The 23,092-nt window shown below is 36.2% G+C and carries 25 protein-coding genes and 2 pseudogenes; 24 read left to right on the top strand and 3 right to left on the bottom strand.

The genetic code is table 11. The features are described from left to right. Positions 1-305 precede the first annotated feature (305 nt). On the bottom strand, positions 306-941 hold the full coding sequence (locus NX902_RS05015; protein WP_095334122.1) for a pentapeptide repeat-containing protein: 636 nt from the start codon (positions 939-941) through the stop codon (positions 306-308). A 201-nt stretch (positions 942-1,142) separates the two neighbouring features. Here NX902_RS05015 and NX902_RS05020 point away from each other — a divergent pair. Continuing rightward, positions 1,143-1,403, top strand: a pseudogene (locus NX902_RS05020) (ATP-binding cassette domain-containing protein); the annotation flags it as partial. Between the two features lie 62 nt (positions 1,404-1,465). Next, positions 1,466-2,008 carry a sensor histidine kinase gene (locus NX902_RS05025; protein WP_172859182.1) on the top strand — a complete coding sequence of 181 codons (543 nt, stop codon included), beginning with the start codon at positions 1,466-1,468 and terminating at the stop codon, positions 2,006-2,008. Between the two features lie 139 nt (positions 2,009-2,147). On the opposite strand, the gene NX902_RS05030 is transcribed toward NX902_RS05025, so the two are convergent. After that, positions 2,148-2,408 (bottom strand): DUF4190 domain-containing protein, encoded by a 261-nt coding sequence (locus tag NX902_RS05030; RefSeq protein ID WP_095334118.1) that lies wholly within the window; start codon positions 2,406-2,408, stop codon positions 2,148-2,150. A 292-nt stretch (positions 2,409-2,700) separates the two neighbouring features. Between NX902_RS05030 and NX902_RS05035 the strand changes: the two genes are divergently transcribed. The 8 genes from NX902_RS05035 (at position 2,701) to wrbA (ending at position 8,168) form a co-directional block, all read left to right on the top strand. Next, positions 2,701-2,832, top strand: a complete 132-nt coding sequence (locus tag NX902_RS05035; RefSeq protein ID WP_341122670.1) for a YuzL family protein — start codon at positions 2,701-2,703, stop codon at positions 2,830-2,832. 152 nt (positions 2,833-2,984) lie between these two features. Further along, positions 2,985-3,362 carry a DUF5412 domain-containing protein gene (locus tag NX902_RS05040; RefSeq protein WP_123259006.1) on the top strand — a complete coding sequence of 126 codons (378 nt, stop codon included), beginning with the start codon at positions 2,985-2,987 and terminating at the stop codon, positions 3,360-3,362. 265 nt (positions 3,363-3,627) lie between these two features. After that, positions 3,628-4,083 (top strand): MarR family winged helix-turn-helix transcriptional regulator, encoded by a 456-nt coding sequence (locus tag NX902_RS05045; protein ID WP_047945040.1) that lies wholly within the window; start codon positions 3,628-3,630, stop codon positions 4,081-4,083. Between the two features lie 147 nt (positions 4,084-4,230). Next, entirely contained in the window at positions 4,231-5,169 is a 939-nt protein-coding gene (locus tag NX902_RS05050; protein WP_163188443.1) for a ring-cleaving dioxygenase, read from the top strand. A gap of 18 nt (positions 5,170-5,187) precedes the next feature. Further along, positions 5,188-5,799 (top strand): flavin reductase family protein, encoded by a 612-nt coding sequence (locus NX902_RS05055; protein WP_341122671.1) that lies wholly within the window; start codon positions 5,188-5,190, stop codon positions 5,797-5,799. A 59-nt stretch (positions 5,800-5,858) separates the two neighbouring features. Beyond that, entirely contained in the window at positions 5,859-6,770 is a 912-nt protein-coding gene (locus NX902_RS05060) for a ring-cleaving dioxygenase (protein ID WP_341160589.1), read from the top strand. Next, a complete protein-coding gene (locus NX902_RS05065; protein ID WP_095334107.1) occupies positions 6,767-7,378 on the top strand; it encodes an alpha/beta hydrolase in 612 nt (203 codons plus the stop codon). Before NX902_RS05060 ends, NX902_RS05065 begins: the two co-directional genes overlap by 4 nt. Before the next feature lie 178 nt (positions 7,379-7,556). After that, positions 7,557-8,168, top strand: a complete 612-nt coding sequence (gene wrbA / locus NX902_RS05070; RefSeq protein WP_095334135.1) for an NAD(P)H:quinone oxidoreductase — start codon at positions 7,557-7,559, stop codon at positions 8,166-8,168. Here the strand turns inward: wrbA and NX902_RS05075 are convergent. Continuing rightward, positions 8,149-8,457 carry a DMT family transporter gene (locus tag NX902_RS05075; protein WP_341122672.1) on the bottom strand — a complete coding sequence of 103 codons (309 nt, stop codon included), beginning with the start codon at positions 8,455-8,457 and terminating at the stop codon, positions 8,149-8,151. The genes wrbA and NX902_RS05075 overlap by 20 nt on opposite strands. 13 nt (positions 8,458-8,470) lie before the next feature. Between NX902_RS05075 and NX902_RS25800 the strand changes: the two are divergent. From NX902_RS25800 to NX902_RS05145, 14 genes and pseudogenes are all read left to right on the top strand, one after another. Next, positions 8,471-8,596 (top strand): annotated as a pseudogene (locus NX902_RS25800) (TrmB family transcriptional regulator); the annotation flags it as partial. A gap of 67 nt (positions 8,597-8,663) precedes the next feature. Beyond that, on the top strand, positions 8,664-9,995 hold the full coding sequence (locus tag NX902_RS05085; RefSeq protein WP_341160590.1) for a YeeE/YedE family protein: 1,332 nt from the start codon (positions 8,664-8,666) through the stop codon (positions 9,993-9,995). Between the two features lie 452 nt (positions 9,996-10,447). Further along, on the top strand, positions 10,448-10,972 hold the full coding sequence (locus NX902_RS05090; RefSeq protein WP_095334102.1) for a YceI family protein: 525 nt from the start codon (positions 10,448-10,450) through the stop codon (positions 10,970-10,972). Positions 10,973-11,211: 239 nt separating this feature from the next. Further along, entirely contained in the window at positions 11,212-11,361 is a 150-nt protein-coding gene (locus tag NX902_RS05095) for a hypothetical protein (RefSeq protein WP_204259945.1), read from the top strand. A gap of 285 nt (positions 11,362-11,646) precedes the next feature. After that, a complete protein-coding gene (locus tag NX902_RS05100; RefSeq protein WP_163188439.1) occupies positions 11,647-12,201 on the top strand; it encodes a YwhD family protein in 555 nt (184 codons plus the stop codon). 16 nt (positions 12,202-12,217) lie between these two features. Further along, a complete protein-coding gene (locus NX902_RS05105; protein WP_095334133.1) occupies positions 12,218-13,282 on the top strand; it encodes an LLM class flavin-dependent oxidoreductase in 1,065 nt (354 codons plus the stop codon). A 4-nt stretch (positions 13,283-13,286) separates the two neighbouring features. Then, positions 13,287-13,853 carry an NADPH-dependent FMN reductase gene (locus NX902_RS05110; protein ID WP_095334098.1) on the top strand — a complete coding sequence of 189 codons (567 nt, stop codon included), beginning with the start codon at positions 13,287-13,289 and terminating at the stop codon, positions 13,851-13,853. Positions 13,854-13,924: 71 nt separating this feature from the next. Then, complete coding sequence (locus NX902_RS05115) at positions 13,925-14,233, top strand: hypothetical protein (protein ID WP_095334096.1); 309 nt, start codon at positions 13,925-13,927, stop codon at positions 14,231-14,233. 196 nt (positions 14,234-14,429) lie between these two features. Beyond that, a complete protein-coding gene (locus NX902_RS05120) occupies positions 14,430-15,437 on the top strand; it encodes a sugar-binding protein (protein WP_123259011.1) in 1,008 nt (335 codons plus the stop codon). Continuing rightward, on the top strand, positions 15,430-16,872 hold the full coding sequence (locus tag NX902_RS05125) for a sensor histidine kinase (RefSeq protein ID WP_123259012.1): 1,443 nt from the start codon (positions 15,430-15,432) through the stop codon (positions 16,870-16,872). Before NX902_RS05120 ends, NX902_RS05125 begins: the two co-directional genes overlap by 8 nt. Further along, the gene (locus NX902_RS05130) at positions 16,866-18,434 is read left to right on the top strand and encodes a response regulator (protein WP_123259013.1); all 1,569 of its coding nucleotides are present in this window, start codon (positions 16,866-16,868) and stop codon (positions 18,432-18,434) included. The genes NX902_RS05125 and NX902_RS05130 overlap by 7 nt, the downstream gene beginning before the upstream one ends. A gap of 356 nt (positions 18,435-18,790) precedes the next feature. After that, positions 18,791-20,206, top strand: a complete 1,416-nt coding sequence (xylE, locus tag NX902_RS05135; RefSeq protein WP_095334088.1) for a D-xylose transporter XylE — start codon at positions 18,791-18,793, stop codon at positions 20,204-20,206. Between the two features lie 815 nt (positions 20,207-21,021). Then, the gene (locus tag NX902_RS05140) at positions 21,022-22,260 is read left to right on the top strand and encodes an MFS transporter (protein WP_172859955.1); all 1,239 of its coding nucleotides are present in this window, start codon (positions 21,022-21,024) and stop codon (positions 22,258-22,260) included. Between the two features lie 202 nt (positions 22,261-22,462). Beyond that, a complete protein-coding gene (locus NX902_RS05145; protein ID WP_172859954.1) occupies positions 22,463-23,086 on the top strand; it encodes a lysozyme family protein in 624 nt (207 codons plus the stop codon). Positions 23,087-23,092 lie beyond the last annotated feature (6 nt).

The following is a 23,092-nucleotide window of genomic DNA, read 5'->3' on the forward strand; positions in this document are numbered from 1 at the left end:
TGCAATCCTGACTGTAGTGGCTGTCTACATATGAAAAACTTTCATTTATATTGAGTATGCAACAGGCATTAAATTTGTGTTCTCTACTAAATTACCACATATATCATAAAGAAAACTTTTATGGCGATAAATAGACAAATTGGGTGTCACCTTTAAATAAATCCCTTAGAACCTTTTGAAAGAGGAGAAGATATCTTTCAACATTAGTATGTTAAAAAAGGAAAGATTATATGAAGTTTTGGGGATAAACAGTAAAAGCTCTAGCAAACCGAAATAGGACGGTTTGCTAGAACTTTTTTATGCAATCAATCAACAATCTCCAAGCCTAATAAAGCAGAAAATTGGATGGCTTGATAGGTAGAAACCTTACACCCTTTTAAATCTGGTGGAGATACAAGCAATGATTGGAAGGTAGAGGTACTAATATCAACACCGTTAAGGGAAGTTCTTTCAAAATTTGCTCCGTCCATTGTACATTTCTTAAATTCGATCTTTTTAAAGAGACAATCATAAAAATCAGCAGATTCAACAGGCGAGTCTTGGAATCTAACTTTCTCTAATTTGGAGCTTCCAAAAGCGGCTAGTCTCAATAAGGAATCAGTAAACTGCACATTTCTTAAACGGGAGTCTGTAAAATCTACCCCTAATAATTTGCAGTTAGTAAATTGGCATTTGTGAATGGAAGAACTAGTGAGCTTCGCATTAGAGAAATCACAGCTTTCAAAAATAACGTCTGTTAATTCCATGCCGGAAAAATCAGTATGCATAAACTTACAATTCTTCAGCACCATTTTCGATAACCGTACTTTATTTAATACTTCTTCTTCAAACATGGAGTGATGAACTTCGCATCCTTCTAACTCTAATTCTTCCTCGTACAATATATCGTGAAAATTCTTTGATGGTAGGTTCGCAGGTATCTTTGGTTCTTCTATTTTCATCTATACTACTCCTTTTCTGTTGCCTTCCTGTGTGATAACTACTATATGAAAAAATAACTTTAATTTAAAGACTGTATTTTTTGTTCTATTTATGTGCAGGTAGAAAATTATAGATTTTTAAGGTTCAGTTAAGGTATGGAAAACGAACAGTTAAGATAGAGCGGCTAGAATAATGGAAGAAAAGAAATGGAGGAGAAAGTCATGTCAGATTATATTATTGAAACAAGCAATTTAACGAAGAAATTTGGAAAGTTTTTAGCGGTTGATCAGGTGAATCTATTAGTACCAAAGGGAGGGATTTATGGATTTCTCGGTCCAAACGGTGCTGGAAAGTCGACGACGATTCGAATGCTGCTCGGACTTATTAAAGAAACAGAAGGAGAGGTGAAGGTATTTAATAAGTCGATAAAGGATGACCGCATCGCTATTCTAAGCCGCATTGGCTCCATGGTAGAAACTCCATTAAAGGTTATTCGGAACTGCTGCAAGACTACGAGCTAGATGCTAATGAAAAGAATCGATATGTGGATATTATCCTGAATAAATCAGTCTATATTGAGCATTTAATCGATGATTTGAATCTAACCTATAAATTAAAAAGCAATGTCTTTCTTTTGAAAAAGGCAGAAGCAAATTTGGTGGATATCATAAGGGAGTCCGTTATCCAAATTTTGAATCACCCTTTATACGAGGAAACCAATCTTGATTTTTCAACAGAAACCGAGCAAATTTTATTTAACTGCGATAAAACCTTGATACAACGTGCATTAATGAATTTAATCTATAATGCCATCGTTCATAATCCACCCGATACCTTTATTCAAGTATTTATTGGTCAAGAAAAAGAAACGATTAAAGTATGGATAGAGGATAATGGCAATGGCATTGAAGAAGGAGAACTAGAGGATTTATTTTCTCGCTACTATCGCGGAACAAATACAGGAGAAGCACATAAAGGAAGTGGCTTAGGATTAGCTATTGCTAAGCAGATTGTCGAAGCACATGGCGGAAAGATATTTGTAGATAGCAAGTTAGGGGAAGGAACAAGAATTACGCTTATTTTCTAGAAATATATTTTTAAATAATATAAATGGCAGAATGCTTTTAAAAGTTGTCAGTAATATTGTAGGTACTATCCGAAGCAACAACAATATGATTTTCTAAAAAGGCTCTCCATAAAGGGGGAGCCTCACAAAAACATATAGTTTATCCAAAAGTAGCTAGTGATAAAAACGCAATAATCCCTAACAGTACTAATAGTTGGAGGATTATTCCAACTATGCCCCATATTAAACCTGCTGTCGCAAAGCCTCTCCCATTTTCGTCCGTTTTATTGATTTCATTTACTGCTTTTCTTGAAAAAATAATGCTGATAATTCCTAAAATAAGACCAATGAAGGGAATTAATACCGATAAAATACCCAATGTTACCGATATGATTGAATTAGTGTTTGTCTGATTGTTCATGACAGTCGTTTCTCCTTTCTTTTTTTTGCATACCTTCCAGCTCAAACTGCAGAAAATCTGTCAGCTAAGGATGGGATGTACACTTGAAGGTCGATAAATATAACTAACCATTAGTGGTTATAAGGGCATCACTAATAGAAGTTTTTTCTATACTGCGGTTGTTTGCTTTATCCTTATATAAAGTAATACGAATAACAGCATCTAAAGTTACAATGTATGTTTTTCATTCTTTATACAACGATTCACATAACTTCATTTATTCATGGAACACTAATCTGTGGAGGTGAAGAGAATGACAAACAGAAAAGCTGATCCATCGACAATTGGTTTAGGCTCTAGCCAGCAAGAAGGTCAAGGAACAACTTCAAAGGAAACAGGAAAAACAAAGGAAGATTCTTCTAGAAAGAAACAAAAACGTTCTTAATACTTAATACAACGACTAAAGCAGGTGGAGGAAATGCCACCTGTATTTTATTGGATCTTGATGGAAGAAGGGTTTTATAAATCTCTATATAATTAATAATATATAATAAGGAAAGAATATTTAGATTATTTTAAATGTGGGGGGGAAATCATTTGAATACTTATCTAAGCAAAAGAAATAAAGGCTTTCTGTTTATTATCAGTGTTATTCTTTTTATTGGGATTATTGGCTATGGAGTATACTGGGCTTTTTATGATATGAATCGATTGCCAAAAGGAGAATATATTACAGAAGAAACTTCACCAGACGGGGCCTATACCTTAAAAGCTTATCGGACAAATGGTGGTGCAACTACTTCATATGCAATCCGCGGGGAACTTGTCTTTAATAAAAAGGGTAAGAAAAAGAACGTTTATTGGAATGAAGGGGAAGAAACAGCAAAAATTGTATGGAGCGATAAACATACAGTAGTAGTGAATGGGCATTCTCTTCATGTTCCAACAGATAAATTTGATTATCGAAATCAGTAAGGAGAACTTTAAGGAAGTGCCTCCTACTACTGCAAATTTGTTTTTGAAAACTGACCAAGTTAATTTTTACGACTCACTTCCTTATGATAGATCTAAAGATGGGTTTACTAATAAAGGCGGAAATTACTCGCTATGGGGAAATTCTGTTCTTTTACATACGGACAATATAACGTGAATGTGATTGTTTAAATAATACTAGTTGACATGTACAAATAAAGTATTATATAATTATCTCGAATTCAAGATAATTGAAAGGAAGATTATCATGGATAATAAGGAAGTAAGTAAATATGAAGAAGATTTATCATTAAAGGTATTCGTTGTGTTGTCGAGAGCATTGCAATCGATAAAGAAACGTGTAGAAGAAGATATAAAATGTCTCGGTTTAAACCCTACAGAATTTTCTGTGCTGGAATTGATTTATAGCAAAGGGGATCAGCCAATTCAAAAGATTGGTGAAAAAGTTTTGATTGCAAGCAGCAGCATTACCTATGTAGTAGATAAATTAGAGAATAAAAAATTAATCAGAAGAAAACCTTGTCCAAAAGACCGCCGCATAACCTATGTGGTGATAACAGAAGAGGGAACCGAGCTTATGGACAAAGTCTTTCCAAAGCATAGAGCAGCCATGAACGAGATATGTGGCGGGTTAGACAATAAAGAAAAAGAAATACTGATTGAACAGCTCAAAAAATTAGGGCTTCATGCACAAGAGATGTGATTATTTTTGAGGTTATATCTCGAATTAATAATATTTTAATTCGTAGTAATGAGCGAAAATAGAGAATTTCTATAAATGATTTTTCTACTTATATCAAATAGTAACTAAATAAAGCTTGCTAGAAAATTGGAATAGGAGTGAACGGCAATGACGAAGAGCACAAGTGGAATTCACCATATTACGGCAATCGTAGGCCACCCGCAAGAGAATGTTGACTTTTATGCAGGTGTATTGGGATTGCGTTTAGTGAAACAGACGGTCAATTTTGATGATCCAGGGACATATCATTTATATTTTGGAGATGAAGGCGGCAATCCAGGCACGATTATTACTTTCTTTCCATGGGCAGGAGCGCGTCAAGGAGTGATTGGAGACGGGCAAGTCGGTGTAACGTCTTATGTTGTGCCTATAGGAGCTCTTTCATTTTGGGAAAAAAGGTTAGCAAAATTTAATATTTCTTTCACAAAAACAGAGCGTTTTGGAGAGGAATACTTAGCTTTTTCTGATCCCCATGGCTTACTGCTAGAAATAGTAGAAAGAGCAGAAGGGAAAAATAATAGCTGGCAGTTTGGTGAAGTGACACCTGAAAATGCTATTAAAGGATTTGGCGGTGCAACGCTTTTATCGAAACAACCTGCACAAACAGCAGAACTTTTAGAAAAAGTGATGGGATTTAAAAAAGTTGGCGAAGAAGGAGAATATGTACGTTTCCGTTCCTTTAGCGATATTGGAAATGTCATCGATTTAAAATTAACTACAGGCAGAAGTGGGGAAATGGGTGTTGGAACTGTTCATCATATTGCTTTTAGAGCAGTGGATGATCTTGACCAATTAGACTGGCAGAAACACGTCTCGCAAAATGGATACCATGTAACAGCTGTTAAGGATCGAAATTATTTTAATGCCATTTATTTTAGAGAGCATGGTGAAATACTCTTTGAAATTGCGACAGATCCGCCAGGATTTGCAATTGATGAATCTAAAGAAACACTAGGAGAGACATTAATGCTGCCAAGTCAATATGAACAATATAGAGAACAGCTTAATAGCAGATTAATACCAATTGATGTTAGAAATCTCGACTAATTTGTAAAGGATGATTTGATGCATTCCATTGATCCGAAAACCATTTCAGAAAGAGAGAATTATAAATTTCTAATTGGAAGCATAATTCCTAGACCTATTGCCTTTGTTACTAGCTTGTCGGAAGAGGGTGTCTTAAATGGGGCTCCTTTCAGCTACTTTAATATTGTATCATCTAATCCGCCAATGATATCGTTATCCATTCAGCGTTCCAATGGGAAACCAAAAGATACGGCAAGGAACATTTTAAACAAAAAGGAATTTGTCATTCATATTGTAGATGAACAAAATGTTGATAAAATTAATCAAACGGCAGCAAGTCTTGCATCAAGTGAAAGTGAGATTGAATTAGCAGGATTAACACCGATAGATAGCAGCGCCATCTCTGTACCGGGTATAAAGGAAGCTAAGATTCGTATGGAATGTGTATTGGAACATTCATTAGAGTTGGGAGGTACCGAGGCACTTCCTGGATGTGATTTTCTAATTGGAAGAGTGGTTCATTATCACATTGAGCCTACCCTGTATGAAAATGGCAGAATTGATCCAAGAGGGTTAGCAGCTGTCAGCAGATTAGCAGGAAATGACTATGCAAAAATTGGTGACATGTTTACAAAAGTAAGACCACAATAGTTCCATGAAATGGAGAGGATAAGATGTAAAAAACAGCAGGAATTCATCATATTTCAGCAATGGTAAATGATGCACAAAGAAATATTGATTTTTATGCAGGTGTCCTTGGTCTACGATTGGTAAAAAAGACAATTAATTTTGATCGCCCAGAAGTGTATCATCTCTATTTTGGGAATGAAACAGGGGAACCAGGAACAATTATTACTTTCTTTCCATGGGAAAAACAGCTGAAAGGTAGAATTGGCCAAGGGCAAGTTGGTGTAACGAGCTATGTTATTCCACATGGTAGCAGTGCATTTTGGAAAAATCGTCTTCTTTCCTATGGTGTAGAAGTGGAAAATGCTTCGAGATTTAACGAAAAATATTTGCAATTTGTCGATCCAGATGGTCTGCAAATCGAATTAGTGGAACGAAACGAAGGACCATTAAGTAATTGGCAGCTAGGTTCAATCCATCCTGATGTTGCTATTAAAGGTTTTGGCGGAGCAACATTACTTTCGGCACAACCGAACAAAACAGCAGAGGTATTAGAACATATATTGGGTCTTAAATGTGTAGGAGAAGATGCAGGGTATTTGCGTTTCATCGCCGATGCACAGATAGGAAATGTGATAGATATCAAATTGACCCCGTCTGTTCGTGGGCTCATGGGAGCAGGAACTGTCCACCATATTGCTTGGCGGGCAAAAGATGAGACAGAGCTTCAGCAATGGAGAACGCTGCTACAAGAAAAAGGGTATTATCCAACGGAAGTGAAAGATCGAAACTATTTTAAAGCCTTATATTTTCATGAAGAAGGCGGCATTCTTTTTGAGCTAGCTACTGATGGACCTGGATTTACGGTGGATCAGCCAGTAGAACAATTGGGAGAGAAGCTAATGCTCCCTGATTGGTTAGAAGAAAAGCGTGATGAGTTAACAGCTGCTTTACCTAAAGTAGAGATTAGAATCTTAGAGGAGGAGAAGGGATGAAACATATTTTCAATAAGGGAAAAGATCCGAAGAAGCCCACGTTATTGATGTTACACGGAACAGGCGGAACAGAGTTAGATTTATTGCCACTAGCAGGGATGATCGATGATGAAGCTTCTGTGCTAAGTGTCCGCGGGAATATTTTAGAAAACGGCATGCCGCGTTTCTTTAAGCGTTTAGCAGAAGGTGTATTTGATGAAGAAGATTTAATTTTTCGTACAAAGGAATTAAATGAATTTCTGGATGAAGCAGCCCAAAAATATGAATTTGATAGAGACAATATCGTAGCAATTGGCTATTCTAATGGTGCCAATATTGCTGCAAGCTTATTATTCCACTATCAGGATGCATTAAAAGCAGCTATTCTACATCATCCAATGGTACCGAGAAGAGGAATTACGCTCCCTGATTTAACCGGAAAAGGAGTATTTATTACTGCAGGAACCAATGATCCGATTTGTTCAAAAGAAGAATCAAATGAACTACAATCAATGCTTGTTAATGCTAATGCGAATGTCGAAATGCATTGGGAAAACAGAGGCCATCAGCTAACAGCTGAGGAAGTAGAAGCAGCTGCTAAATGGTATTCAGCTTTAACAAATAGTTAATTATTTATAAGAGAAAAAGTAATCATAAATTTCCACAATTGGGGAATAAGAAGAACAGCTAACATTGAAAAGACTATTTCAGTGGAGGTGATTCTTATAAGATCAATAAAAAATTAAAGCAGGTGTACTTATGGGATTTTTAAACAAATTATTTGGAAAATCAAAGGAGATGGAAAACATGGCAAATGTTAAAGTAGCAGTAATTTTTTATAGTATGGGTGGAACAAACTATCAATTAGCACAATGGGCAGCAGAAGGAGCAAAAGAAGCTGGCGCAGAAGTGAAAGTAGTAAAAGTACAAGAATTAGCGCCACAATCTGTTATTGACAGCAATGAAGCTTGGAAAGCAACAGTGGATGCAACAAAAGATGTACCAGTTGCATCATCGGAAGATATTGAATGGGCAGATGCGATTATTTTCAGTGTTCCAACACGTTTTGGTACAATGCCTTCTCAAATGAAGCAATTCATTGATTTACAAGGCGGTCTATGGGCAAACGGAAAAACAGTTAACAAAGTAGTAAGTGCTATGACTTCAGCACAAAATCCACATGGTGGACAAGAAGCAACATTATTATCTTTATACACTTCTATGATGCATTGGGGCGCTATTATTGCTACACCAGGATACACAGATCCAGTTCTATTCGGAGCAGGTGGAAACCCTTATGGTACAAGTGTAACAGTTGGACAAGATGGAAAAATGATCGAAGACGTTCAAGGTGCAGTTAAACATCAAGCGAAACGTACTGTTACCGTTGCAGAGTGGGTTAAAAAAGGAAATCAATAATTTGTAAACATAGGAAAACCAGGAGTAGATAGCTTCTGGTTTTTTGTATGCTGCTATTCCAAAGAGGCTTCCGGTGGCAGGACATGAGGTAATTCCTTTTTTGAATGGAGCTTAAAATAACACCGATAATGACACTTGCTCCGCCAATGATCTGGGTCAATGTAACGGTTTCCTCTAGAAGAAAAATGAAAAAGACTATCCCAAGTACAGGAACAAGATTCATTAAGGAAACGGAAGCACTTGCAGACAGCTTTTTTAATCCATAATTATATAAAAGAAAGGCAGCCACAGAGCAGCCAATGCTAATGATCCATGATTTATACTTAATGGAAATATTGGAGAAACATCGTGATATATTAGAAGACTCATTTGGAAAGAATCTGATTGATTTGCGAAGAAAATTCTCTATCTATCCTGATTTCAAAAAGCAAGGATACCTTTACTCCTATGGTGAAGGTATCTTTTTATTTTTAATTACAAAAATAAAAATTTATATTGACACAAATTGAAAATACCATTAAGATGAAAAAAGCAATTCCGACTATATTAATAGGGAAAGGGTGTTTTGGAGTGGCAACTTCAGCAAATGTTCAGTCGACTCAAAAGATAAAGAGTCAAAAAGAACAACCAAAAGGATTAAAGGCTCCACAGATGCCTTTAATCATTGGTGGACTCATTGTAACAGCGATTCTACTAGTCTATTTATTAATGACACAAAAAAGTATGCAGCCGATATTATTAGTTTTGGGCCTCTTACTAGGATATACATTATTTCATGCTCGTTTTGGTTTTACATCCGCATTTCGCAGACTTGCGTCAGTAGGAAATGGGCAGGCGTTACGTGCGCATATGCTGATGTTAGCAGTGGCGGTAACGCTATTTGCCCCAATTTTAGCATACGGCGTTTCCTTTTTTGGAACAGGAGCGACTGGCTATGTATCACCGGTTGGTGTTAGTCTTGTCGTTGGTGCCTTTATGTTTGGGATTGGCATGCAGCTTGGGGGCGGATGTGCTTCTGGTACCTTGTATGCAGTAGGCGGCGGACGTTCTGTTGCATTTGTAACATTACTATTCTTCATTATCGGTTCTACAATTGGTGCAGCTCATCTGTCGTTTTGGACAGAAGACTTACCATCTTTTGCCCCAATTTCATTAGCGACATCAACTGGTCTTGGCTATGGTGGTGCTTGGATTGTATCCATTATTCTATTTGGTGTAATTGCATGGATTACATTGGTTGTGGAAAGAAAAAGAAAAGCGCCAAAAATGGCTCCTCTTCCAACAACAACTGGCTGGAAACGTATTTTCCGCGGTTCATGGCCATTATTTGCGGCAGCGATCGTGTTAGCTGTTCTTAATGCTTTAACCTTAATGACACGCGGTACTCCATGGGGAATTACCTCTGCCTTTGCTTTATGGGGTTCAAAAGTGGCCCAATTTTTTGGTATGGATGTAGCAAGCTGGGGATTCTGGCAAGGGGCAAATGCTCAAGCTTTAGAAGCTTCTATTTTTGCAGATTCTACAACGATTCTAAACTTCGGTGTTATCCTTGGCGCCTTTTTGGCATCGGCAGCTGGCGGTCTTTTTAAATTTTCAAAAGTGACGCTTGGAAATGTGCTTGCTTCCATCATTGGCGGCTTACTAATGGGTTATGGCTCACGTTTAGCATTTGGATGTAACGTAGGTGCTTACTTTGGCGGGATTGCATCATTCAGTGTTCACGGTTATGTGTGGGGAATATTAGCATTAGCTGGGACATTTGTTGCCTTGTATCTTCGTCCATTATTTGGACTTTCTGTACCAAAGTCAAAAGATACATTTTGTTAAGAGAAAAAGCAGGTATCATTTAGCTGATGCCTGTTTTTTTTGGGTGTGAAAATACTTAACTTTTTAAAAAAAGCGTCTAAATAGAAGCTAATAATTTATTGGAATTTGCGCAATTCTTATGTTGGAATCTCACTTATTTCGGGAAGGTACAAATATTTTAGTATATAAGATGATATCTCTTTTTAATAATAGTATGTCTATATTCTGAGATTAGTTTAATTTAATTTTTCTTTCAAAAATTCCTGAAAAAATTTTCGCAAAAGTGTAGACAAAACAAAAAGATGCGTGTAAAATTATCTTTAATTAGAGATAATTTATTTCAAAGTATTTTTGATAGGAATATCTCTAATAAGTTTGCCTTAATATTCAATAAGATTGAGGGAAACTAATTTTTTTAATAAATATCTTGAATTCAAAGTAAATAATAAGAGGAAAATGGGAGGAATTTTAAAATGGCAAAATGGACAGTAGATCAATCACATTCTAGCGTAGGATTTGAAGTAAAACATATGATGGTATCAAAGGTGAAGGGTCAATTCGATTCTTATACAGCAGACGTAGAAGCGGCAGATTTAGCAGATTTAACAACTGCTAGCATTGCATTTAAATTTGATGTAGCAAGCATTAACACACATAGCGAAGATCGTGATAATCACTTGAAATCAGCAGATTTCTTCGATACAGAAAAATACCCAACAATTGATTTTAAATCAACATCGATTACAAAAGATGGCGATGACTATAAAGTAACTGGTGATTTAACTATTAAGGATGTTACAAAGCCAGTAACATTTGACGTAGAATATGGTGGGAAAGGTACAAACCCATGGGGCGTAGAAGTTTACGGTTTCGAAGGAGAAGCAAAAATCAACCGTGAAGACTTCGGACTTACTTGGAACGCAGTATTAGAATCAGGCGGCGTGCTAGTAGGAAAAGACATCAAAATCAAAGTAGAATTAGAAGTAAACCCAGCATAAGGAAACAGAGGGAGGACGGTTCTTATGTATCCTATTGGATGCGGAAGAACTGTCCTATTTAGATAAAAAACTGTTTGGGAAGAAACTTAATTTTTTCTATATAATGAGAATAATGGGACTGCTGACATGAAGAGGATGAAAGCTGAAAAACCGTCAGCAAGAGGGAAAAATGGTGTTCATGAAGAGGATGAAAGCCGAAAAACCGTCAGTAAGAGGGAAAAGTGGTGTTCATGAAGAGGATGAAAGCCAAAAGCTCGTCAGGAAGAGGGAAAAGTGGTGTTCATGAAGAGGATGAAAGCCAAAAGCTCGTCAGGAAGAGGGAAAATGGTGTTCATGAAGAGGATGAAAGCCAAAAGCTCGTCAGGAAGAGGGAAAAATGGTGTTCATAAACACCTAAATTCAAAAGCTCACCAACCACTGTATTCCATCCAAACTTCATACATAGCCACACTCTAAAAATGGCAAGCTATAAACTAAATGAGCATATAAAATCCTTATTTATAATAACACCAACAAGCAGAATAATTGCCATAAAACACCATCACCCTTAATATAGCAATCAAGACAAGTCATTTCGAAGCAGTAAGTTAGTTTTCCGAAAATACCTTATGTAGTTGGTCTAAATAAGAAAAAAGCATAAGGGACTTGTACAAAAAGGAGGAGTTAACGCAAATATGGACAACAAAAAGGAAGGTTCATCCAAAAAAAATGCACAATTTAATATCTTGCGGAATGATCCAACAAAAGGTGATGGCGGCTATGGAGTAGGTTCTATCTCTTTAGAGAATGTTACGCCAATCATTATTGATCGAGAAAGCCAGGAAGTATTTATTGATATAGGCGCTATGCATGGCAGAAGTAAAGTGGAACAAAAAGTATTTTTTAAGAATGTGACAAAAGAAGAAGTACTAGATTTGGATCCGCATAAATATTGGGTTATTTGGATTGCGTTGGACAGAAATGAAGAGGGTGCTTATTATTCTGGTGCTGGTGCTTGCGAAATCTTGGTAGCAAAGAAAATGAAAGAAGGAAGTAGAAAACGTTTTGGCTACAAGGCGATGCCAGAGCACGTAAATAGCCTTGATAGAGCTATCAAACGAAGATTTGCGTTAAATAATATGGATTACGATTCCAAGCAGTCGTTAAAAAAGTTCCTTGTTGATTTTAACAATGAATATTGGGAGAGATCGCCTAAGGAATTAAAGAATAGTTTAAATAATGATGAATAGAAGAAAGGTGAAGAAATTGAAAAAATACGGATTAGATCCAAGCAAAGGATTAGAGTTTGGTATCTATACATTAGGGGATCATTTACCAAACCCACTAACAGGGGAACGAATTTCTGCAGAAGAACGTGTACACGAGATTATCGAATACGCAAAATTAGCAGATCAAGCAGGTCTTGATTTCTTTAGTGTTGGAGAGAGTCATCAGGAATATTTTGTTACACAAGCGCACTCAGTGGTGTTATCAGCTATTGCACAAGCTACGAAAAATATTAAAATAGCTAGCTCGTCTACTATTATAAGTACATCAGATCCAGTCCGGGTATATGAGGATTTTGCAACAATTGATTTAATTTCTAAAGGCCGTGCTGAAATTATTGCTGGTCGTGCTTCAAGAGTTGGTTTATTTGAATTGTTAGGTTACGATCTTCGTAATTATGAAGAATTGTTTGAAGAGAAATTTGAATTATTAATGAAAATTAATGAAGAGGAAGTAGTGAACTGGAGTGGAGAATTCCGTGCACCGTTAAGAAATGCGAGAGTGTTACCACGACCTAAAGATAGTTTTATTCCGATTTGGCGTGCAGTTGGAGGGACACCAGCAAGTGCAATCAGAGCTGGAATGGCAGGAGCTCCAATGTTTATGGCACATTTAGGTGGTCCAGCATCTGTATTCAAACGAACAGTAGATGCTTATCGTGAAGCAGCTCGTAACAGCGGATTTGATCCAGCTGAATTACCAGTAGCTACAGCAGGCTTCTTTTATGCAGCAGAATCATCCCAGCAAGCTTTAAAAGATATGTACCCACATATTAATGAAGGCATGAAAAAAACAAATGGGGCAGGATTTCCAAAACAGCATTTTGCCCAAGGGGTAGATCCGCATAATATTATGAACATCGGAAGTCCACAGCAAATCATAGAAAAAATTCTTTATCAACATGAAATGTTTAATCATCAACGCTATATTGCCCAAATTGATTTTGGTGGTATGCCGTTTAAAAATGTTATGAAAAATGTGGAGATCATTGGTACGGAAATTTTGCCGGCTATTAGAAAATACACAAAAAAATCGGAGGCATAAGGTTATGAAAATTGTTGGATTATCCGGATCAAAGGTCGGATCTAAAACGAGAACAGCGATGGATTACACAATGAAAGCTATTGCGGATAATTATCCCGATATTGAGATAACGTTACTCGATTTGGCGGATTATGATATCCAATTTAGTGATGGGAGAAACTATTTAGAATATGAAGGGGACACTGGGGTTGTTACCAAGACATTGATGGAAGCAGATGCGATTATTATAGGCACACCAGTTTTCCAAGCATCTATTCCTGCTACATTGAAAAATATTTTTGATTTGTTGCCGCAAAATGCGTTTCGCGATAAAGTAGTTAGTATAATTGTAACGGCAGGTTCATCTAAACATTATTTAATTGCTGAACAGCAGTTAAAACCGATTTTGGCTTATATGAAAGCACAGATCGTCCAAACATATGTATTTATTGAGGAAAAGGATTTTCAGCGCAAAGAAATTACAGATGATGATGTGTTATTCCGCATTGAACGATTAGTGGAAGATACAATAGTATTAACAGAGACATATACGGAAATACGAGCGAAAAAGGAAGCCCAATACGATTTTTAATAAGTGAAAATATTTGTAGGATATTTTTTATATATTTTAGTCTAATTAGTATTTATAATTGAGGAAGAAAAATGAAGGAATTAGAAGGAATCGTTGTCATTCAACGAGATATCGGTTCAGATGTATTAGTTATTAATAATGTCCCTGTATCACAGTATTATATGGGCTGCAATGGGGAAGAAATTAAGCTTACTATTGTTTGTGCAAAGGGGAAAACTTATACATTTGAAGGAACAGCTGATATTTTTTACTTTGAAGGCAAGCAACATTACTACAGAGGAACGAAATATGTAGATGACTTTTTTATCGATGATATCGATATTAGAGAGTTATTAGAGCAGCATGAAAATGAATTTGTCAAAATAATCGTTTCAAGTTGAATTCTAAAAAAAGCTAGTACTTTTCGTTGAAGAGTACTAGCTTTTCTGTTCTTAAGAAAGGAAAAATCATTATCTATTATATATAAACGAAATAAAAATTTTCTTTCTCTATGTTTTTCTAGACATTTCCTTACTCACCAGTTTTAAATTTATGCTATCATCAACATAATAGACTAGATAAGACATGGAGGGGCATATGAAACGAACCTTGCTATATAGCTTTTTCCTTCTCTCTTTTCTGATAGCGGTTGCATATTCCTTGTATTTTTATAAGCAAGCTCATACTTTTGATAAGAAAATGAAAGAAGTTCTTTCTGATGAGGTATCTCTACCAACCTATCATTTTGCTTTTATTGGCGAGGAAATGGATCATGATTATTGGCGCTTAGTAGGAGCTGGAGCAAAAAAAGCTGCAGCGGAAAATGATGTTTTTGTTGAATACGAGGGTCCAAAGCGATCCAATCCCGAGGAACAATTAAAACTTCTAGATATGGCCATACAGGCTAAAGTGGATGGAATAATTGTGCAAGCGCTTAATGATTCGTTTACGCCTCTAATTAACAAGGCAGTAAAAGAAGGTATTCCTGTTATTACGATTGATACAGATGCACCAGATAGTTTGCGTCTTGCTTATATTGGCACAGATAATTATGAAGCTGGTCGATTGGCAGGACAAACATTGGTAAAGGATACTGCGGGAAAAGCGAAGATAGGGATTATTACAGGCGGAGTGGATAATGCTTATAAACAGCATCAATTAAGAGTACAGGGATTTAAAGAGGCAATCGAAAAGATAGAAGGAATCAAGATTATTGCGATAGATGAATCTAATCTCACAAGAGTTCAAGCAGAAGAAAAGGCCTATAAGATGCTAAAAAAGCATAAAGATATCACTGCTTTTTATGGAACAAGTTCGTTAGATGGTATTGGAATTGCAGCAGCAGCAAGATCATTAAATAGACAAAATGATTTATATGTCATTTCTTTTGATTCGTTAGAAGAGAATCTTGATTTATTACATAAAGAAGAGATAAATGCCATTGTTGAACAGCAGCCATACGAAATGGGACAAAAAAGTATTGAATTAATGATGCATCTGGTCAAACAGAAGTCTGTTCCTCAGATGCATCATATGAATGCTGCTATTATTCATTCGAAAGATTTAGATAGTATGGTAGAAAAAATGGGGAATGGCCATGATTAAAATTCGTACGAAGCTGCTTATATATTTTGGGGTCATTCTATTGTTATTATTACTATTATTTTGGATTCGAGAAACTAGCAATCAACAAGTAAAGAAATTATACGATGAGAATATGGCCTCTTTCTTCTTACTGAATGAAATGACGAAAGAAACGAATCAGGCCTATCAATCGCTGCAAATCTATGTTCATGAACCATTACCGGAGAATTTAGCCTTGTACAAGGTGGAAATAGAAAAGATAAGCAGGGTGGAACAACAATTTAGAGCAATGGAAAAAGAGGGAATACCGAAGAAAAATCTATTAAATATGATAAATAATTTTCGGAAACAAACAGAAAAAACAGTGCAAGGGATTGAAAACGAAGATATTCAGCAATATTCCACTTCTCTAAAAGAAGTAGAAAAAATATCAGCCTACATTCATGAAAAAGCACTTGATTTAATTGATGAAAAACTGACAAAATACCAAGCAGCCTCTTATTTTTTAGATGAAAAAATTACCCAAACAAAAAATATGGGAACCGCTATTCTTCTATCTATTATTCTCTTGAGTATTTTATTTGCATTATGGTTTTCGAATGGAATCACAATAACTATTGGTCGCTTAACAAAGGAAGCAGAAGAAATTTCTGCTGGCAGATACAATAGGGAAGATATTGTCGTTTCACAAAAGGATGAGCTTTGGTTTTTAACGAAAACATTTAATGAGATGAAAAAAAATATTTTAGAGTCTGTTAAACAAATAGAAGAAAAGGCAAAATTGGCTCAGTTGCTTAAAGAGATGGAATTGAAGAGTTTACAAAATCAAATCAATCCCCATTTTCTTTTTAATACACTTAATACTATCTCTAAAACCGCTTATATTGAGGGAGCTGACAAGACGAGTGATTTAATCTCATCGGTTTCGGCATTGCTTCGCTACAATATAGGCAGTCTTGACCGCCAAACATTGTTGAAAGATGAAGTTGCAATTGTGAAGGAATACTTTTTTATTCAAAAAACGCGTTTTGGTGGGAGAGTGGAATTTACAGAGGATATTGATCCAGAGTGCTTATCGACACCCATTCCTTGTCTAACCTTACAGCCAATTATTGAAAATGCATTTATTCATGGGATTGAAAGGATGGCCAAAGGGGCGAAAATTACATTATCTATTTATGAAAAAGAGGAAAAAGTCTTGATTGAAGTGATAGATAATGGAGTGGGCATGGATCAAGATACCATTGATCGATTGCTGGACGTGAGCGAGGAGACAGATCAGGAAGTTGCCAATAAAGGAGCAGGGCATTCAACTGGTATTGGCATGCGGAATGTCATAAAAAGACTGCGACTATTCGATAAGGACAGCCAAGTAAAGATACACTCCATCGTTGGCGAAGGAACAACAGTGTTGATTAGCTTGAATAAATTAGGAAAGGAGGATACTTTATGCTAAAAGTAATGTTAGTAGATGATGAACCGATTGAAAGAGAAGGATTGAAGCTTATGCTTAGCCGTAATCGTTCTAATTTTGAAATTACTGCAGAAGCGGAAAATGGGAAAGATGCAGTAGAGTTGGCTATTGCTCATAAGCCAGATTTAGTTTTTATGGATATAAAGATGCCAGAGTTGGATGGGATCGAAGCGATTAAACGAATATATGCCTCTGCTCCTATGATTAAATATATTATGGTTTCTGCTTTTGATACATTTGATTATGCCCGAGAAGCAATGAAATTTGGGATAAAGGAATATTTACTTAAACCAAGCAAGGTCTCAGAGGTTTTAGCTGCTTTTGATGGAATGGCAGCAGAAATTGAAAAAGAAAAACGAGAAGTAAGGAATAGGCAGGAAATTCATCATCGACTGGAGAGGGTTAGTTCTGTTATCGAAAATGAATTCATCGTTTCCTTAATAATGGATTATGTGCATGAATTTAATCAGGAGGAATGGGATGAATGGCTTGATCTTGAACAGAAAAAAGGATTTGTTACCGTTTTTTCCTTTGAATCAGAAGACCAGCATCCAAGCAAAGCAGTAAAAGGCCATTGGTATCGCATCCTCAAACAAGCTTTACAGGCATATGATCTCCCTTGTATTGTTGGACCATTAACAGGCTTTCAAGTACCTATACTTGTACTCTTGGATGAAAATATACCACCAGATAAAGAGAGAAGAGACTATTTTGCTCGAAAGATTATCCACGATGTACAAAAACAGCTTGAACAATGTCTTTTATATGCAGGGGTAGGTACAATTGTTTCAAATATTCATCAGTTTTCTGATTCTTATAAAGAAGCAATCTATGCGTTGGAGCTTGTTCACAGCCATCCAAGTGCAGCATATATGACCTATAATGATCGCGTTAAGCAAAAACGGAAACAATTAATTCCCTTTGATGTGGAGAAAGAACTACTAGATGCAGTGAAAAAGGGAGAGAGCCAAAAAGGGTTACAAATGTTTGAAACCTATTTTCAATCTATTCAACAGGCTTCCGACTTCCAGCTAAGAATGATACACAAAGCAATGGAGAGCTTCTTTATCGTCTTAACTCGTTCGCTGAAAGAACTAGGCTTTGAAGAGGAAATTGAAACGAGCTTAGGACAATTTGATCACTCAATGCAAATTAAAGAAGCAGCTAAATCACAATTATTGAGTATTATGAAGCGGTTAGGAGAATGGCGGTCAAAGGGGATACACTCCTTACTATTAGAAGCAAAAGAGTACATCGATAAATATTATGATCGAGCTATTTCTCTCGAGGAAGTTGCGGATCAAATTGGCATCAGTTCTTATTATTTAAGTAAATTATTCAAAGAGCGATTTCAAGTTACCTTTATTGACTATATAACAAATACACGATTGGAAAAGGCAAAGGAACTTCTATTAGTTCCCAATGTATCACTAAAAGAAATAGCTTTAACTATTGGTTACAAGGACCCAAACTATTTTAGCAGAGTATTTAAAAAAGAAGTGGGAATGAGTCCAAGTGAATATCGAACAAAATATCAACAGTGAAACAGCGATTATGGGTCGCTGTTTTTTTCCGTTTTGGAAGATTGGTCTAGACTGCTTATAATGATTTTTAACTAAGCGCAAAGAAACATTTTACAAGAAAGTCTAGCTATTAACAAAAAAGTGAAGATGAAATCGCTATAAAGAATACGCTTTCGTGATAATTTATTTATATGAACGGAATAGAGTATAGGAATTATTAAATAAAAATGAAAACGGAATCATACTGATGCTAGAAAGGGAGGAGATAGTAACGTTGATAGTTACTAGATAGTGCTTTGTGATAATCATTAGCAGATAAGAAAGACGGACAGTATCACAAGAGGAGGGAAGAAAGAGAGTATGTCTCTTTCGAATATATGGTAAATAAAAATAGCTATCTTTATATCGGATTAATTACAATGGTTGCAACACTTGGAGGCTTGTTATTTGGGTATGATACAGCAGTAATCTCCGGCGCAGAAGGTTCACTTCAAGCCTATTTTACTGAGGGATTAGGACTTAGTTCACTTATCCATGGACTAACTGTCTCAAGTGCTTTAATTGGTTGTATTATTGGAGGCTTTATATCTGGATACTTCGCTACCAATTTTGGGAGAAAATATTCGCTTATTATTGCCGCTGTATTATTTCTAGTATCCGCTCTTGGATCTGCATTTCCTGAATTTTTATTTTTCACAAGAGGGGAACCAAGCTATGCGCTGCTCATTACCTTTAATATCTATCGAATTATTGGAGGAATTGGCGTAGGTTTAGCTTCAGCCATCTCCCCTATGTATATCGGCGAAATGGCACCGCCCAAAATAAGAGGCACTTTAGTTTCTTTAAATCAATTTGCTATTATTTTTGGAATGCTTGTTGTCTATTTTGTTAACTGGGGCATTGCTAAAGGACAAACACTAGAGTGGGTAAATGATATCGGTTGGCGCTATATGTTCCTGTCAGAAGCAATCCCAGCAATTTTATTCATGGTTCTATTATTTACAGTGCCAGAAACACCACGCTATCTTGTATCAAAGAACGAAGATGAAAAAGCGATGAATATCCTTTCAAGAATATATGAGAAAACAATGGCGAAAGCGACAATGTTTGAAATTAAAGCATCCTTTAAGGAAAGTAATAAGAAAGCAAAACTATTTACATTTGGTAAAAAAATTGTTGTCGTTGGAATTTTACTATCAGTCTTCCAGCAATTCGTTGGAATTAATGTTGCTTTATATTATGCACCGCGTATTTTTGAAAGCATGGGCGCAGCAAGAGATGCTTCGATGTTCCAAACTATTATTATGGGCTTAGTAAATGTTGTTTTCACCCTTATTGCAATCTTCACAGTCGATAAATTTGGACGCAAACCATTATTAATTATTGGCTCTGTCGGGATGACAATTGGGATGTTTGGGGTAGCAGCAATGGCTTTCTCAAACAAAATCGGAATTGCTACATTAATTTTTATTATTATCTATACAGCATCCTTTATGATGTCTTGGGGACCAGTTGTCTGGGTATTAATTTCAGAAATCTTCCCGAATAGAATAAGAGCACAAGCTGTCGCAATTGCCGTAGCAGCACAATGGGCAGCGAACTACTTTATTTCTTCTACTTATCCTGCAATGATGGAGGTAAGTGGCGGTTTAACCTATTCTTTTTATGGAATCATGAGTTTGCTATCAGCATTGTTCATCTGGAAGTTTGTCCCGGAAACAAAAGGTCGATCATTAGAAGAATTAGAGAAGATCCTAGTTAACTCTCAGAAAAAAGATGAAGATGTAGCGTAAGATGAAGTGGTAAAAGCAGAGGAGACCATCCTCTGCTTTTTAGTATTTTGAGAAGTGGATGGTTTGGCTGAAAAAATAGTAGTTTGGCTGAAAAGAGAGCAGTTTTGGCTGATAAATCAGTAGTTTGGCTGAAAAGGGGGCAGTTTTGGCTGATAAATCAGTAGTTTGGCTGAAAAGGGAGCAGTTTTGGCTGAAAAAATAGTAGTTTGGCTGAAAAGAGGGCAGTTTTGGCTGATAAATCAGTAGTTTGGCTGAAAAGAGAGCAGTTTTGGCTGATAAATCAGTAGTTTGGCTGAAAAGGGAGCAGTTTTGGCTGAAAAAATAGTAGTTTGGCTGAAAAGAGGGCAGTTTTGGCTGAAAAAATAGTAGTTTGGCTGAAAAGGGGGCAGTTTTGGCTGAAAAAAATAGTAGTTTGGCTGAAAAGGGAGCAGTTTTGGCTGATAAAATTAAGTCTTATCTCAAAAAGGCAGCCATAATTGGCTAATTCAATCAGCAATCATAAAAAAGGTCTAAAAAATTTATTTTGTAAGCAAATTGTATCAAAGGTGATGCATATGCTATGATTAATTGGAATATAAATGAAGCGGAGGTTTTCCTTGTGACAGCATCTATGAGACTAAGATTCCCACATTTCATCGTTAACTAAATACGTTTGGATAGTCTTCTTTTGAGAAGAAGTGGGATTGGTCTGTCTGTTTATTGGAAACCTAATAATGGTTAATAAAGAGGGGAGATACCAAGTCTTCGCTCTTTTTTACTGCTCTAATAGATAGACTTATTCACATGACAAAAAAATTAGAATGTGAGGTTTATAAATGAGTACAGTTAATAATAAAGAAAATTGGTATCGGAATATTGTATTATTTCTTAGCAGCCAGACGATATCTTTGTTTGGATCATCGCTTGTGCAATATGCTATTATGTGGCATATAACGTTAACTACTGAATCCGGTTTAATGATGACATTATATATCCTTTGTGGATTTCTTCCCACGTTTCTTTTGTCGCCAGTGGCTGGAGTATGGGCCGATCGCTATAACCGGAAACTCTTGATTATGATATCTGATGGATTAATTGCATTTGCGACATTAATATTGGCGCTGCTCTTTTTAATGGGATATGATTCCATTTGGCTGCTCTTTGTGATGGCAGCAGTTCGAGCGTTTGGAACAGGTGTTCAAACGCCATCTGTTGGGGCGATTTTGCCACAAATAGTGCCAAAAGATAAGCTGACAAAAGTGAATGGTGTTAATGGGAGTATTCAGGCAGTAATTATGTTTGTATCTCCGATGGTTAGTGCTGCTTTATTGACGATGGCATCCATCGAAGCGGTTTTTTTCATTGATGTTATCACGGCAGCTATTGCTATTTTTACTTTGCTTGCCTTTTTAAAGATTCCTGCACATCAAAAGGCATCGCTAGAACAAGCGACTAGTTATTTTAGTGATTTTAAAGAAGGACTGAAATATGTTCATCATCATGCCTTTTTGAAAAAATTCTTTATTTATTTTTCCATCTTTTTTGTGCTGATGGCACCAGCAGCATTCTTAACTCCTTTGCAGGTTACTCGCAGTTTTGGAGATGATGTCTGGCGGCTTACAGCCATTGAAATAGCTTTTTCGATTGGAATGATGGTAGGCGGAGGAGTCATTGCCGCATGGGGTGGATTTGAGAATAAAGTGAAAACAATGACCCTAGCAAGCATTATTATGGGAGTTTGTACTTTTGCACTCGGGATGATTCCATTCTTTTGGATCTATTTAGTATTCATGGCACTATTCGGAGTGGCAATGCCTATATTTAATACACCAACCACGGTCTTATTGCAGGAAAAAATAGAAGAAGGGTTTTTAGGAAGAGTTTTCGGTGTAATGGGAATGATTTCTACCTCTATGATGCCAATTGGCATGTTAATATTTGGACCGCTTGCCGATTTTATTAAAGTCGAATGGTTATTATTAGGAACAGGAATTTTTATTATGATCCTGTCAATTTTTTTAGGAAAAGACAAAGCATTAATCGAAGCTGGAAAACCTTCTATTGAAGGAGTTTGATTCAACTGCTAGGCTTAGTGAGCGCATATTATGTTTGCGCAGCTAAGTCTTTTTTTCTTTTAAAAGGTGGAAGAATTTAAAAGTTCTCTTACGAGGAATGAAATTCGATAGTGTTTCTTGTATAATGGATTAATGTATCGGGAAATGCAACGTTCAAAAACGAAACGTTTAATTGATATTTAAGCGTCAACGAGGGATAGGTATGAAAAGAAGAAGGAAAACTACAACAAATACAATTATTGTCTTAATATTAGTTATATATTTTGGCTATTTATTTGCTTCTACTACAATTAAGCAAAATAAAGAACAAAGATTATTGAAATATTTACCGGAAATTGCCACTCAACTGAAAAAAAATGAATTAAATGCAGAAGAGCTAGCACCCGTTGTGCTTGCTATCATGGATCAAGAAAGTCGCGGAAAAGGAAATGATCCCATGCAGTCCTCTGAATCAGCGGGGCTGAAGAGAAATGCAATTGAAGACCCATCCGAGAGCATTAAGCAAGGAGTATTTCATTTTGCAGAAGTGTACAAGTATGGGCAAAAGCAAGGAGTAGATATTGAAGCAATCATTCAAAGCTATAATATGGGACCTGGTTATATTGATTTCATTGTCAGCAATAATCAAGTCGAACATAGTGAAGAATCAGCCAAAACATACTCAGAATATATGGTTGAACGGTCACCAGACATTTATACATGTAATAATGACAAATTGAATTTTAGATATCCATATTGCTATGGAGACTTTACTTATGCAGATAAAGTGACATCTAAGGTCGATGAGATGAGTAATATAATTGAAAAATATGCTCGTAAATTATAGGAGGAA

Origin of the sequence: Niallia sp. FSL W8-0954, from assembly GCF_038005605.1 — a bacterium.
Lineage (GTDB): Bacteria > Bacillota > Bacilli > Bacillales > Cytobacillaceae > Niallia > Niallia circulans_A.